The sequence below is a fragment of the Pseudomonas baetica genome, assembly GCF_019733355.1.
GTDB classification, from domain to species: Bacteria; Pseudomonadota; Gammaproteobacteria; order Pseudomonadales; family Pseudomonadaceae; genus Aquipseudomonas; species Aquipseudomonas baetica_A.
This window is the reverse complement of record NZ_JAIHLQ010000004.1, coordinates 93,699-107,827: the sequence shown is the minus strand read 5'-3', so window position 1 is coordinate 107,827 and position 14,129 is coordinate 93,699. Positions and strand designations below refer to the sequence as shown.

Annotated in this window: 13 protein-coding genes; 7 read left to right on the top strand and 6 right to left on the bottom strand. The window is 57.9% G+C overall.

The features are described from left to right. Window positions 1-773: 773 nt before the first annotated feature. Window positions 774-1,553: a peroxide stress protein YaaA gene (gene yaaA, locus K5E40_RS05185; protein ID WP_221729947.1), complete on the bottom strand. Its 780-nt coding sequence runs from the start codon at window positions 1,551-1,553 to the stop codon at window positions 774-776. 266 nt (window positions 1,554-1,819) lie between these two features. On the opposite strand from yaaA, the gene K5E40_RS05180 reads away from it, so the two are divergent. The 6 genes from K5E40_RS05180 to K5E40_RS05155 all read left to right on the top strand — a co-directional run bounded on the left by K5E40_RS05180 (window position 1,820) and on the right by K5E40_RS05155 (window position 7,151). Next, complete coding sequence (locus K5E40_RS05180; RefSeq protein WP_221729946.1) at window positions 1,820-2,944, top strand: polysaccharide deacetylase family protein; 1,125 nt, start codon at window positions 1,820-1,822, stop codon at window positions 2,942-2,944. 348 nt (window positions 2,945-3,292) lie between these two features. After that, window positions 3,293-4,687, top strand: a complete 1,395-nt coding sequence (locus K5E40_RS05175; RefSeq protein ID WP_221729945.1) for a PhoH family protein — start codon at window positions 3,293-3,295, stop codon at window positions 4,685-4,687. Between the two features lie 241 nt (window positions 4,688-4,928). Further along, the gene (moaC, locus tag K5E40_RS05170; protein WP_221729944.1) at window positions 4,929-5,402 is read left to right on the top strand and encodes a cyclic pyranopterin monophosphate synthase MoaC; all 474 of its coding nucleotides are present in this window, start codon (window positions 4,929-4,931) and stop codon (window positions 5,400-5,402) included. Beyond that, window positions 5,399-5,641 carry a MoaD/ThiS family protein gene (locus K5E40_RS05165; RefSeq protein WP_221729943.1) on the top strand — a complete coding sequence of 81 codons (243 nt, stop codon included), beginning with the start codon at window positions 5,399-5,401 and terminating at the stop codon, window positions 5,639-5,641. Before moaC ends, K5E40_RS05165 begins: the two co-directional genes overlap by 4 nt. Window positions 5,642-5,644: 3 nt before the next feature. After that, window positions 5,645-6,097: a molybdopterin synthase catalytic subunit MoaE gene (moaE, locus tag K5E40_RS05160; protein WP_221729942.1), complete on the top strand. Its 453-nt coding sequence runs from the start codon at window positions 5,645-5,647 to the stop codon at window positions 6,095-6,097. Between the two features lie 277 nt (window positions 6,098-6,374). Then, on the top strand, window positions 6,375-7,151 hold the full coding sequence (locus K5E40_RS05155) for an ABC transporter substrate-binding protein (protein WP_221729941.1): 777 nt from the start codon (window positions 6,375-6,377) through the stop codon (window positions 7,149-7,151). A 122-nt stretch (window positions 7,152-7,273) separates the two neighbouring features. Here K5E40_RS05155 and K5E40_RS05150 read toward each other — a convergent pair whose 3' ends face one another. The 5 genes from K5E40_RS05150 to K5E40_RS05130 all read right to left on the bottom strand — a co-directional run bounded on the left by K5E40_RS05150 (window position 7,274) and on the right by K5E40_RS05130 (window position 12,584). Further along, window positions 7,274-7,900: a transcriptional regulator gene (locus tag K5E40_RS05150; RefSeq protein WP_221729940.1), complete on the bottom strand. Its 627-nt coding sequence runs from the start codon at window positions 7,898-7,900 to the stop codon at window positions 7,274-7,276. A gap of 77 nt (window positions 7,901-7,977) precedes the next feature. Further along, on the bottom strand, window positions 7,978-9,120 hold the full coding sequence (locus tag K5E40_RS05145; protein ID WP_221729939.1) for an FAD-binding oxidoreductase: 1,143 nt from the start codon (window positions 9,118-9,120) through the stop codon (window positions 7,978-7,980). A gap of 149 nt (window positions 9,121-9,269) precedes the next feature. Next, entirely contained in the window at window positions 9,270-10,214 is a 945-nt protein-coding gene (locus tag K5E40_RS05140) for an ornithine cyclodeaminase family protein (protein WP_221729938.1), read from the bottom strand. A 138-nt stretch (window positions 10,215-10,352) separates the two neighbouring features. Beyond that, window positions 10,353-11,831: an ATP-dependent RNA helicase RhlB gene (gene rhlB, locus K5E40_RS05135; RefSeq protein ID WP_221729937.1), complete on the bottom strand. Its 1,479-nt coding sequence runs from the start codon at window positions 11,829-11,831 to the stop codon at window positions 10,353-10,355. Window positions 11,832-11,927: 96 nt separating this feature from the next. Continuing rightward, a complete protein-coding gene (locus K5E40_RS05130) occupies window positions 11,928-12,584 on the bottom strand; it encodes an alpha/beta hydrolase (RefSeq protein ID WP_221729936.1) in 657 nt (218 codons plus the stop codon). 467 nt (window positions 12,585-13,051) lie between these two features. Here K5E40_RS05130 and K5E40_RS05125 point away from each other — a divergent pair, with 467 nt between their 5' ends. After that, complete coding sequence (locus tag K5E40_RS05125) at window positions 13,052-14,083, top strand: amino acid ABC transporter substrate-binding protein (RefSeq protein WP_221729935.1); 1,032 nt, start codon at window positions 13,052-13,054, stop codon at window positions 14,081-14,083. Window positions 14,084-14,129 lie beyond the last annotated feature (46 nt).

The following is a 14,129-nucleotide window of genomic DNA, read 5'->3' as shown; positions in this document are numbered from 1 at the left end:
GGAGTTAATGGTGTTCAGCGTTCATTAGTGCACTCGAAAGTGCGGCATACAGGCGCCACAATGCCGTGTGCAGGCATAATAAGTTTCGAGTGTCTAAATAAGTGCACTCAAGATGTGCGCAACCAGGCCTTGTTGTTATGACGTGCCCTGTTTTGCAGCCAATCTTCATGTTTGAAGATCTTGGTGCAGTCGTTTTTACGCGCTTGATCTCAGGTTTAAGCCTTGTGTATCAAGCGGTTGGGTGCTCAGGCGAGCACGTTTATAGGGGCGCGGCCATGGCCTTGTAGGGGATATTAATGGTGCCTATCTCCTGTCCATCAAGTTGCTTTCAGACTAGTTAGTCATCTAGGCAAGTTGCTGTGACAACTTGGTTACATGGCTATCTGCCTAGCGTAAGTTATCTCGTACAAACTCGGCGAGAATGGTTACCGGTGGTATGAGCTATGCATTTGGACATAGTTCCAGCCCGCTCATCGCGAAATCTGAAATTTCTTGAAATATTGTCAAAGATGGCACTAGTCTCAATTTGATAGCACTTTCGTTTTCGACCTTTATTAACAGGCGAATAATCACGTTAGATAGTTTTGTGCCACTACTGCGAAAAAATTTACGTGCCACTACTGAAAAAAATGATCAGTGTCGAGTGAAAGTAATATTAGAAAAGAGGGTGTTGATTTTATGGCGCCATTAAAATGGCGATATCGAGGGAGGGATTTTTGACATCGTGCTCAATGCACGACTCTTTATGGAAAGCGTCGTGCATTGAGCATGCTTTATTCGGGGGCGTGGTCGCGCAAGAACACCAGAGTGTCCGGTTTCGACTGCTCGGTACTGTAGCGATAACCCTGCACATCGAATTGCTTGAGCAGGGCAGGGTCGTTGATGCGTTCCTGGATCACGAAGCGGCTCATCAGGCCTCGGGCCTTTTTCGCGTAGAAGCTGATGATCTTGTACTGGCCGTTCTTCTGGTCCTTGAACTCGGTGTTGATGATCCGCGCGTTCAGGGCGCTGCGTTTGACCGCTGAGAAGTACTCGTTGGACGCCAGGTTGAGCAGCACGTCGTCACCCTGATCGGCCAGTGCCTCGTTCAGCCACTCGCTGATGCGTGTGCCCCAGAAGGCATACAAGTCCTTGCCACGGGCATTGGCCAGTTTGGTGCCCATTTCCAGACGATACGGTTGCATCAGGTCCAGCGGGCGCAGCAGGCCATAAAGGCCGGAGAGCATGCGCAGATGCTTTTGCGCGTAGTCGAAGTTGGCTTCGCTGAAGGACTGCGCGTCGAGACCGGTGTACACGTCGCCCTTGAACGCGAGTAGGGCTTGCTTGGCGTTTTCCGGGGTGAAGGCGGGCGTCCAGCTGCCGAAGCGCGCGGCGTTGAGGCCACCGATCTTGTCGGAGACGTGCATCAACTCGCTGATTTGCGCTGGCGACAACTCGCGCAACTGCTGGATCAGCTCCTGAGAATGGTCGAGGTATTGCGGCTGGGTAAAGCGTTGGGTCGCCGGCGGTGTTTCGTAATCGAGGGTCTTGGCGGGGGAAATCACCATCAGCATGAAGTCGTCTCCTTTAATCGTGGGGGCGATTCTAGGGGGTTGGGGCGGATGACTCCAGCTATCAAGTCCATAGGTGATCGACGGCCTGACACAATCTCCATGTGGGAGGGGGCTTGCTCCCGAAGGGGCCGTATCAGCCTACCTATCTGTTGGATGACACACCGCATTCGCGAGCAAGCCCGCTCCCACAAGGGGAGCGGTGTTGCTGAGGGAACTGTGTGGGATCAGCTATAGTGCCGCGCGGGTTTTGTTATGGAGACACCTCTTTGCGTATTGTTCTTTTATTCACCGCGTGGCTATTGAGCTTCGGTGCCGTCGCGGCGCCGGGAGATGCGGCGACGCTGGATCGCAGCACCTGGCCTGAGCAATTGAGCAGCCCGACCCTGTTCGACGTTGCTTCGCGTGCGGAAATCCTTATGTTCGCTCGCGGCTTGCTCGGCACCGAGTCTATGGACGAAGCTGCACTGGCTCAGCGCCTGGGACTGCGTACGGTCAATATCGACGCGATCAACAGCCTGCGCCAGCGTCTCTGGCAACGCTTGCTGAGCAGCTATAACTACGCCCAGCAAAGCTGCGATCAGGATGCCTCGTTCTGCTTCCTCGTTGAGGACTTGCCGACGTTGCGCGAGCAGGCCGCCAAGTTTGTGGTCAGTGACGACAGCTTTTACACCAAGTGGGCAGAGCCGAGCCGGATCTTCCATTTGCAGTATCTGAACGAGTTGATGCGAAAGGCTGCGCTGTCACCGCAGACCAGCAACGAATTCGATCGTTTTGGCGACTACGAGCGCAATGGCGACGAGATGCACGACCGACTGTTTCTGCTGACGTTCGACAGCGCTGCCAATGTGCAACCGGACAACACCGACTGGCTCACCGAGTACCTGCGCAAGGCAAACTTGAGCGGTACTTTCTTCATGCTCGGCAAGGATATTCAGGCGCGGCTGGCCGATCGTTCGGTGAGCAGCCTGCAAGCGGCGTTCTCTCAACAGTGCGTAGGCGTGCAGGGTTGGGAGTTTCGTTCCCATAGCTACTGGCAGGACTGGCAGGATTCGGTGCGCCGCAGCGCCGATCTGGTGAGGAACAAATTGCCGGAAAACTACGTGCCGCTGTTCCGTCCACCGGAAGGTCAGCGTCGCAGCGATGCACAAGGGTTCTTCAATAGCCAGGGCCTGCAAGTGGCACTGTGGGACATCGATGCGCAGGACGGTGCGGGCAAGCTCAAGGGCAATCCAAGCGCGCAGCGAGTGCTGACCCTGATGTTGTTGTGGCGGCACGGGGTGATCAATTTCAACATGAAACAGGATGCGGTGAAGACCTCGCTACCGTGGCTGATCACGCAAACCGCGCAAAGCGGCATTGGTTGGGAAGACTGTCAGGACGGGTTTCGCTGAAAAATGGAAAAAGCCCGGAAATATTGGGCTTGGGGTGATTTTTTTCGAGGAATCGATGCAGGCGGACTTCCGACTCTAACGGTGTCGACAGAGTCCGCCAAGGGCTTTTCGTCACTTTGCAAAATAAACTTAAAAAAACCGTCAAAGTGCTTTTTTATGTCATGGGTTTTGGAGTATTACGAAGACAGACCGCCGAAACCTGCAACACAGGTGGCGTCTTCCAAGACCCATTTTGTGTGCAGTTCATCTGCTCCTCACCAAGAGCTTCGCAGGTGAATTCGGTAGTCACTTCGAGGCGCAGCACCGCCCAGGTATTGCGTCGAATGGCTCCCACAAAGGTGACCGAGTATGGATGATCACGGACGTAGCCCTTCTTCCAACCAGCCAATCCTTTATGTACTCGATACCAACGTATTGATTCACGATCCAAATGCCCTGCTTAATTTCGAAGAACATCACGTCGCCATCCCGATGACCGTGCTGGAAGAGCTCGACAAGCTCAAGAGCGGGCATCACAGCGTGGCCGCCGAATGCCGTCAGGCCATCCGGCTGATCGACAAGACCCTGGGCGATGCTTCCCCCGAAGACGTTGAACTGGGTGTGCCGATCCAGCGCGGCAAGGGCGGGCCGAAGGGCTTGCTGTCAATTCTGATGAGCAAGCACGCCGAGCCGCATCTGATTCTGCCCGAGCACCTGAACGACAACAAAATCATCAACCAGTTGATCGACCTGCACGCGCGCGATCCGAAGAAACCTGTGGTGCTGGTCACCAAAGACATCAACATGCGCCTCAAGGCGCGCGCCTGCGGGATTGCGGCCGAAGACTACAGCACCGACCAACTGGTCGATGACGTCTCCCTGCTGCCCAACGGCTATCACAACATGACCGGCTCTTTCTGGGACCGCGTGAGCAAGGTCGACACCCGCCAGGACCATGGCCGCACCTGGCATCAGGTGCAACTGATCGACAACCTGCCGGCGGTCCACATCAACGAGTTCATCATTGACGAACAGGGCTTTGTCGGCTGGATCAAGGAAATCCAGGAAGACAAATTGCTGATCCTCGACCTGCATCAGGAACCGCTGCTCCATCAAGAGGCTTGGGGGCTCAAGCCACGGGATATCTATCAGAGTCTGGCGCTGTATGCGTTGCTGGATCCGGACATTCATCTGGTCAACCTGTCCGGGGCTGCCGGTTCGGGTAAAACCATTCTGGCGCTGGCGGCTGCGATCGAGCAGACCATGGTCAGCAAGCGCTATCGCCGCATTATCGCGACCCGCAGCGTGCAAGGGCTGGATCAGGAAATCGGCTTCCTGCCCGGCACCGAAGCGGAAAAAATGGAGCCTTGGCTGGGCGCCATCACCGACAACCTCGAAGCCTTGCACATGGATGACGAAAACACCCACGGCAGCGTCGACTACATCCTCAGCAAAGTGCCGTTGCAATTCAAATCGCTTAACTACATTCGCGGTCGCAGCTTCCAGCAAAGCCTGATCCTGATCGACGAATGCCAGAACCTCACGCCGCACCAGATGAAAACCATCATCACCCGAGCCGGCGCCGGTTCCAAAGTGGTGTGCCTGGGCAACCTGGCACAGATCGACACCCCTTACCTGTCCGCGACCAGCTCCGGGCTGACGTACCTGACCGAACGCTTCAAAGACTTCCCCAACGGTGTGCACATCACCCTGCAAGGGGTGCCTCGCTCGATCCTGGCCGAATACGCCGAATCGCACCTGTAACCCTGCAAACAAAACCGGGCGGCCCAACAGCCGCCCGGTTTTTTTACGCCTGAACACAAAACCAAATGTGGGAGCGAGCCTGCTCGCGAATGCGCTGTATCAGTCACTATCAATGTTGCCTGGCACACCGCTTTCGCGAGCAGGCTCGCTCCCACAAGGGATTTGCGCCGTAGCCGTAATCAAGCGTGCGGAAATTTGACTCGCAGGTTTACAATCCCCGCTCCTGATCAGGAGTAATCCCGTGCTGACTCATCTCGATTCCCAAGGTCGCGCCAACATGGTCGACGTCACCGAAAAAGCCGTGACGTTCCGTGAAGCAACGGCCCAAGCGCTGGTGCGCATGCTCCCCGAAACCCTGCAAATGATCGTCAGCGGCGGTCACCCCAAGGGTGATGTGTTCGCCGTGGCGCGTATTGCCGGCATTCAGGCGGCGAAGAAAACCAGCGATCTGATTCCCCTCTGCCACCCGCTGATGCTGACCGGCGTCAAAGTCGAGCTCAGCGCTGAAGGCGATGACGCGGTGCGCATCGTTGCCCGTTGCAAGCTCTCCGGCCAGACTGGTGTCGAGATGGAAGCGCTGACCGCTGCCAGCGTCGCCGCCCTGACCATCTACGACATGTGCAAAGCGGTGGATCGCGGCATGACCATCGAAAGCGTGCGCCTGCTGGAGAAAGTCGGCGGCAAGAGCGGGCATTTCCAGGCGGAGCAGCCATGAACCTGACCGTGAAGTTTTTTGCCCGATACCGTGAAGCGCTGGGTATGGACTCGCTGCAGGTCGAAGGTGATTTCGCCACGGTCGATGACGTGCGTGCGTTGTTGGTCCAGCGTCACGGCGCCGACGTGTTGGGCGAGCAGAACCTGATGTGTGCGCGCAACGAAGACCTCTGCCAGCTCGACGAACCGGTGGTCGATGGCGACGAAGTAGCTTTTTTTCCCACCGTGACCGGGGGCTGAGCCATGGCCATTCGTGTGCAGGCCACGCCATTCGATCCGGGTGCTGAAGTCAACGCGATGCACGCGGCCAATGTCGGCGTGGGGGCGGTGGTGAGTTTTGTCGGCTACGTGCGCGACTTCAATGATGGCCTCGATGTCGCCGGCATGTTCCTCGAACACTATCCCGGCATGACCGAAAAGGCCCTTGGCAAAATTGCCGTCGAAGCCGAACAGCGCTGGCCGCTGTTGAAGCTGGAGGTGCTGCATCGCATTGGCGCACTGGAGCCGGGTGAGCCGATTGTGTTCGTCGGCGCTGCCAGCGCCCACCGCCAGGCGGCGTTCGACGCCTGCGCTTTCGTCATGGATTACCTGAAAACCCGTGCGCCATTCTGGAAGAAAGAAAACACCAGTGATGGCTCGCGCTGGGTTGAGGGGCGTGACAGTGATCATGCCGCCGCAGGTCGCTGGAAGGTTTAAACCGGCGTCACCCTCAAGTCAGTCTTCGCGAGCAAGCCCGCTCCCACATTGGAATGCGTTCCTTTGTGGGAGCGGGCTTGCTCGCGAAAGGGCCCTCAGTCTTACCGCATAAACATCCTGAATCACCCGACCACCGGCCGCTACGATCTGCACACACCCGATTGACGCTGTATACATTAAAGTCCAGTATGGAATTATAAGTACAACAAAGGCATTCCCCTGTTTCAACTCTTTCTTCTGTCTTGCCAAACCAACAACAACCCGCGAGAGAACGAATATGAAGAAGCTCCCCCTCATCACCGGTCTGGCGTTCAGCCTGCTGGCGTGCAGTAACGTATTCGCTGCCGAGAAAACCCTGCGCATCGGCATCGAAGCCGCTTACCCACCCTTCGCCTCGAAAACCGACAAAGGTGAAATCGTTGGTTTCGACTACGACATCGGCAACGCCCTGTGTGCGCAGATGAAGGCCAAGTGCGTGTGGGTTGAAGGTGAGTTCGACGGTCTGATTCCTTCCCTCAAGGTGAAGAAAATCGACATGGCGCTGTCTTCCATGACCATCAACGAAGATCGCAAAAAATCGGTGGATTTCAGCCACAAGTACTACTTCACATCATCGCGTCTGGTGATGAAGGACGGCGCCACCGTCGATGACCAGTACGCAAGCCTCAAGGGCAAAAACGTCGGCGTACAGCGCGCAACCACCACCGACCGTTACGCGACCGAGGTGTTTGAACCCAAGGGCATCAACGTCAAGCGCTACAGCAACAACGAAGAAATCTACATGGACCTGGCGGCCGGGCGCCTCGACGCAATTTTTGCTGACACCATTCCGCTGAGTGACTTTCTGTCGATGCCGCGTGGCAAGGGTTATGCGTTTGTCGGGCCGGAACTGAAAGATCCGAAGTATGTGGGCGAGGGGGCGGGGATTGCAGTGCGCAAGGGCAACGGCGAGTTGGTCAGCCAGTTGAATACGGCCATCGACGGGATTCGCGCAAGTGGCGAGTACCAGAAGATTTCCGAGAAGTATTTCAAGTCCGATATCTACGGCGACTGATAATCCGCCTTAGGGAGCCCCCTCCCACAGTGATGGCGTCGTACATGAAACCGGTGTACGGCTCGGTCACTGTGGGAGCGAGCTTGAACTTGCGAAAAGGCCGCTAGTGTCTCCGCAAATTTCTAGCCCTTTAATTCCTTCAAATGCTTGTACACCGTCGCCCGCCCCATGTTCAGCACATTGGCCACATAGTTCGAGGCGCTCTTGCCCTTGAACGCGCCTTCGGCGTGCAACGCCAGCACCAGTTCGCGTTTGTGATCGCGGGTCAGCAGATTCAGGCTCAGTTGCCGTTCGCGCAGCCAGGCATGCAGGAAGGTGTTGATGCGCTCCTGCCAGTCATCGCGAAACAGTGAGTCTGGTTGTGGGATCAGTTTGCTCGGCGACAGAAAAAGGTCCAGCGCGGCCTTGGCGTTCTCGAACAGCGAAATATTCAGATTGATGCACAGCACCGCCAGCGGATGGCCTTCGCTGTTACGCAGTACGGTGCTCAGGCTGCGAATCTTCTGACCGTCCCAATTTAACTTTTCGTACGGGCCGATATTCCGCTCGCTGACCTCCTCGCTGAGCATGTCCTCCAGGGATGAGTCGTCGCCGATTTCCCGTTTCGACAGGTTGTTGGCGATGTAGTCGACTTTCTGCGTGCGCAGGTCGTGCAGCACCACCTCGGCGTGCGGGAAGAACAGGGTGGCGATGGCGTCGGCGATGGCACGGAAGTTATCCAGTGCCGGGTCGAGTTCGGTGGCGGTCATGACAGTGGAGCTCCAGGCAGCGTCAGCGCCCCCGTAAACAGGAGGCGCTGCGAGTTTGCCGCAATCGGTGGAGCGCGTCATCCGGGGCGATGCTCAGACAGCCGGGCAGGGGAGAGCATGGCGCTATTCAGACCGAATTGATGCAGTTGCTCGGGCAATGGCTGACCGCGCACCAGCGCCGCACTGGCCTGCCCCATCGCCGGCGACGTCTGAATGCCGTAACCGCCCTGTCCCGCGACCCAGAACAGCCCCGGTACATGTTGATCGAAACCGCTGAGCAGGTCGCCGTCCGCGACGAAACTGCGCAGACCGGCCCAGGTGCGAGTCGGCCGGCGGATGGTCAGGGTGGTCGCCTCTTCGATCTGGTAGATGCCCATCGCGATGTCCAGTTCTTCCGGCTGTACGTCGTGTGCTTCGACCGGATCGGCGTTGGCGGGTGACCCGAGAAACATTCCGGCGTCGGGTTTCATGTAGAAGGATTCGTCGAGACTGACCAGCATGGGCCAGTGATGAATGTCGACGCCTTCGGGTCCGGCAAAGATGAACGCGGCGCGTCGCTTCGGTTGCAGGCCCAGCGGTTTTGCCCCGGCCAATGCGCCGATTTTGTCGGCCCAGGCGCCGGCGGCGTTGATGATCACTGGCGCGCTGAACGTCTGACCATTGGTTTGCACCTGCCAGAGTCCGTCGGCATCGCGGCTCAGACTGAGCACTTCGCAATCGGTGAGCACTTCGCCATTGTTCCGGCGGATACCGCGCAGATAGCCCTGATGCAGCGCGTCAGTATCGATGTCGCTGGCGCTCGGATCGTAGATCGCGCCGTGGACTTTTTCTCGGCGCAGTATCGGCAGCCGTGCACACGCTTCGTCGGCGCTGAGCAGTTGCATCTGCGGCACTGTAGCTTTTGCGCTGAGGTACTGGTTGCTCAGTTCGGCGGCGTCACCGGTGAAATCAACGGTCATTTCGCCGCGTGGCGTGAGCAATGGATGCTCGCAGAAACCGGCGGGCGGGTGGTCGAAAAACGCGCGGCTGGCTTGCGTCAGTGCGCGTACTTGCGGCGTGCCGTAAGCGGCGGTGAACAGTGCCGCGGAGCGTCCGGTGGAGTGATAGGCCGGGTGCGATTCACGTTCGAGCACAATCACTTTGGCGTGCGGCGATAGCCAGAAACCGGTGGAGGCGCCGGCAATCCCGCCGCCGATGATGATGAAATCTGCCTGGCTCATGAATGTCTCCAGTAAGGCGCAATATCGGGAAGTTCGACGATTTCCCCGTGGGATCGGGCTTGCTCGCGAAAGCGGTGTGTCAGACGACACCAACGGTGTTTGATACTCCCTCTTCGCGAGCAAGCCTGCTCCCACAGGGGAGCGAGGTGTCAGTGCTGCTGGTGGTAAACCGCATTGGCCAGGGCGATGTCTTCCAGACCCAGGCCGATTGAACGGAAAAATACGTGACGTTCGTAACCGGGACGCTGCACTTTTTCACTGAGCAGATCTGCCAGATCGCCGATGATCGAGCTTTTGTCCCAGCCATGCTGTTCAGCGGCAATCAACATCTCACCCGCCGAACCCGGCGTCGTCAGCCGATAGTCGCAGAACACCTGCATACCGTTGAGGCTCTGCGGCGGTATTTCGTGGGCGCGCGGGGCGTTGGTGCTGATCGAGGTGATGAGTGCCGGCTTGCACAAGGTTGCCGGGTCGATCACGGGGCCAGCGGACGAGGTGCAGAGCATGATCACATCCGCATCGGCGATGGCGGCTTCAACGTTGTCGGCGATCTTCAGGGTTGGGGCAAGGGCCTTCAACACTGCCTGTGTTTCAGGATCTTCACGCAGGCTCGGCGAGTAAAGGCTGATGCTCTGCCAGTCGCGCAACGATTTGACGTAATGCAGATGCGCCTGGGCGACCTTGCCGCTGCCGATAATCGCCAGACGCTGCGCATCCAGCGGGGCGAGCGCATCGACGGCGACGGCGGTGGTCGCGGCCGTGCGTGCGGTGGTCAGTTCGCCGGCATCGCAAAGCAGCAACGGTTGACCGGTTTTCATCGACATCAGCAGCGTCCACGCGGTAACCAGCGGGCCTTGCTCGCGAACGATGTAAGGCGAAGTCTTCACACCGTACACGCCGTCCTCGGCCAGCACGCCCAGATAGTTGATGAAGTCTCCGGCGCCCTGCGGGAATTCCACCTGTTGCTGCGGCGGTTGCACCGCATGGCCAGCAGCGAGATCGCGGAACAGCTTGCGCAGAATCTGCGGTACATCGATGCGGGCCAGCAGTTCCTGAGCCTGGGCTTGGTCGATCACGTAAGGCGTACTGGACATATCAGGCTCCGGAGACAAAATTTAAACTAATTTGTCCATTATGGACTTTTAGTTTTGTCGAGCAAGCGCCTGTTGAAAAAAATCAGGCGTAAAAAAAGCGCAGTCCGTTACCGGCTGCGCTTCTCTTTATAGCGTCGCTTACTGTGGACGCTTGCGCTCAACGGCGCGCAACAGATGTGTTGGCGGCGTTTCACAACTGATCTTGCGGCCCTGCTTTTCTTCGATGGACGGCAACTGGTAGGAATCGTCCTCGCCGGCGAAGCTGATCGACACACCATCGGCGCCAGCGCGACCGGTACGGCCGATACGGTGCACGTAGTCGTCTGGAACTTCCGGCAGGGTGAAGTTGATCACATGGCTGATACCGTCGATGTGGATACCGCGACCGGCAACATCGGTGGCCACCAGCACGCGAATCTTGCCTTCGCGAAAGCCTTCCAGGGTCTTGATGCGTTTGTGTTGCGGTACGTCGCCGGACAGTTGCGCGGCATTGATGCCGTCTCGCACCAGACGTTCTTCAATGCGCCGCACTTCGTCCTTGCGGTTGGCAAACACGATCACGCGTTCCCAGCCGTTATCGTTGACCAGGTTGAAGAGCAGTTTGTACTTGTCGGCGCCAGCCACCGCATAGATGTGCTGTTCGACGTTTTCGTTGGCGACGTTCTGCGACTCGATCTCGACGATCGACGGGTCGGTGGTCCACTGCTTGGCCAGGTTCATCACGTCTTCGGTGAAGGTCGCGGAGAACAGCAGCGTCTGGCGTTCGCTTTTCGGTGGCGTCTGGCGAATGATCTGGCGTACTTGCGGGATGAAGCCCATGTCGAGCATGCGGTCGGCTTCGTCCAGCACCATCACTTCGACCATGTCCAGATGCACGTCGCCGCGCTGGTTGAAGTCAAGCAGACGGCCCGGTGTGGCGACGAGAATGTCGCAATGGCGCGCTTCGAGGTGTTTGAGTTGCTTGTCGAAATCCATGCCGCCCACAAACGTCATCACGTTCAGACCGGTGTATTTGGTCAGGTCGGCGGCGTCCTTGGCGATCTGCACCACCAGCTCGCGGGTCGGCGCGATGATCAGCGCGCGGGGTTCGCCCATGTAGCGCTCTTTCGGCGGCGGCGTCTGCAACAGCTGAGTGATGATCGAGATCAAAAACGCGGCCGTCTTGCCGGTGCCGGTCTGGGCGCGACCGATGGCGTCTTTGCCTGCGAGGGTGAAGCCCAGCACTTGCGCCTGAATCGGCGTGCAATACGGGAAGCCCAGGTCCTGGATGGCGTGCATCAGTTCCGGGGACAGCTTGAAATCGTGGAAGCGGGTTTTGCCTTCCTGTGGCTCGACGGCGAAGTCTTCGAGTTTCCACGGGATGACCGGTGCCTTGGGCTTGGGCTCGCGACGCGGTTTGGCCGGTTTCGGCGTTTCGCTCATTGCCGGCGTTGCGGCAACGGGTACGGTCGGGGCAGGTTTTGACGCTTGCTTGGCTGCCGCTACAAAAGCATGGCGGTCGGCCGCAGGCGCATCGGCGCGATGACCGGGGGCGCTCGAGGGCGCACTGGGAACTGGCGCGAGCTGCTCAGCCTCGCTTTTACCGAACATTTTCTTGAGTGCTTTGAGCACGGTCATCTCATCAATTGGTTAAGGAATGTACGCCGGCCAGTGTAATGCAAGAATCGGGCGCGGCGTAGTGGGATGATCAAAGGGCGGGGCTGGCGCGCAAAATCAGCGCAGGCGTTCACTCAACCAAACGCCGATGTCGCGAATTTCTTCGGGTAACACTTCGTGCTCCATTGGGTATTCCTGCCATGTCACGGTGACACCATGCTGCTTTAAATACTCAAACGCGCTACGGCCCATCGAGTTCTGCACCACACCGTCGAATTGACCGTGCAGGCAAAGCGCTGGAATGCGCTGCTGGCTGGCGGACAACTCCAGTGCATCGCTGAACGTTGGCGCATACGTCGACAGCGCCAGCACCCCGCCCAATGGTCCCTGCCATTTCAAAAACGCGGTGTGTAAAACCACGGCGCCGCCCTGGGAAAAACCGGCAAGAAAAATCCGCGAGGCGTCTATTCCGCTGGCTCGCTCGTTTTCTATCAGTTCGATGATGCGTTCGGCGGACGCTTCCAGTTCATCGCGGTCGATCGCTCGCGCCGGGCTCATGGCTTTGATGTCGTACCAGCTCGGCATGGCATATCCACCATTAATGGTGACTGGCCGGGTCGGCGCCTGAGGCAGCACGAAGCGCGTGCTCAAGAGGCTTTCCTGCAGCGCTTCAGCCACGGGCAGAAAGTCGTAGCGATCGGCGCCGAGGCCGTGCAGCCAGATCACGCAGGCATCTGCGGGCTTAACAGGCTGAAGAATCAAGGGCTCGGTCATGGCTGCTCCAATTGTGTGCGGGCGCTCTCATTGAGTGCGTGATTTGCGTGCGCGCCCGGTTGATCCGTTAAGAAGATGTCGCAAGGCTACAAGTTTTGCTATTGACCTGTCGCTCAATCGCTTCAGCGGCTGGTGTGGTACGGGCTTTGCTTTGAGGTAGTCGTGCAATCGATCTCGCGTCTGGCGGTAACACTATCAGTGAACGCCTGATGACGGGATAGCAAAGAATCCGGTGATGGATGTTCGCCAATGGCCGCTTCGGGCTTAGCGAACGTGAAAGGGCTACAGCCCGTTCGGCCGACTGGTGAGAAGTGAGTTGTCCATGATGTGGATTTTCTCCTACTAGACTCATAGCGAAGGTCATACGTCGGTTGACCCTAAAAAAAGCCAACACGGGTCAACAACGCCTCAAAAGGGTGCGACAGGACTCAAGCTCCGACACAACAAGAGCAAAACTGGAGGTTTGAATGAAGATGTTGAAATCCACTCTGGCGATCGTGACTGCAGCAACAGTTCTCGGCGTCAGCGGGTTCGCTCAGGCGGGTGCAACTCTGGATGCCGTGCAGAAGAAAGGTTTCGTGCAGTGTGGCGTGAGTGACGGTCTGCCGGGCTTCTCGGTGCCGGACTCTACCGGCAAGATCCTCGGGATCGACGCTGACGTCTGCCGTGCTGTGGCCGCTGCCGTATTCGGCGACGCGACCAAGGTCAAGTTCAGTCAGTTGAATGCCAAGGAGCGCTTCACCGCGCTGCAATCCGGCGAGATCGACGTTCTGTCGCGCAACACCACCATGACCAGCTCGCGTGACGCCGGCATGGGTCTGAAGTTTCCTGGTTTCATCACTTATTACGACGGTGTCGGCTTCTTGGTTAACAAGAAGCTGGGCGTGAAAAGTGCCAAGGAACTGGACGGTGCGACGATCTGTATTCAAGCCGGTACCACCACCGAGCTGAACGTTTCCGATTACTTCCGTGGCAATGGCCTGAAGTACACCCCGATCACTTTCGACACCTCCGATGAAAGCGCCAAATCGCTGGAATCCGGTCGTTGCGACGTGCTGACCTCCGACAAATCGCAGCTGTATGCACAACGCACCAAGCTGGCCTCGCCGAAGGATTACGTGGTTCTGCCGGAAACCATTTCCAAAGAGCCTCTGGGTCCGGTCGTGCGTAACGGTGACGACGAATGGCTGGCCATCGTTCGTTGGGTTGGCTATGCAATGCTCAACGCCGAAGAAGCCGGTATCACTTCGAAAAACGTTGAAGCTGAAGCCAAATCCACCAAGAACCCGGACGTTGCTCGTCTGCTGGGCGCTGACGGTGAATACGGCAAAGACCTGAAACTGCCCAAAGACTGGGTTGTGCAAATCGTCAAGCAAGTCGGTAACTACGGCGAGATCTTCGAGAAAAACCTCGGCAAGAGCACTCCGCTGGAAATCGACCGCGGCCTGAACGCCCTGTGGACCAACGGCGGCATTCAATACGCACCACCAGTGCGCTGATGGTTCTATCACCCGGTGGGCCAACCACCGGGTGATGTTCTGTTCC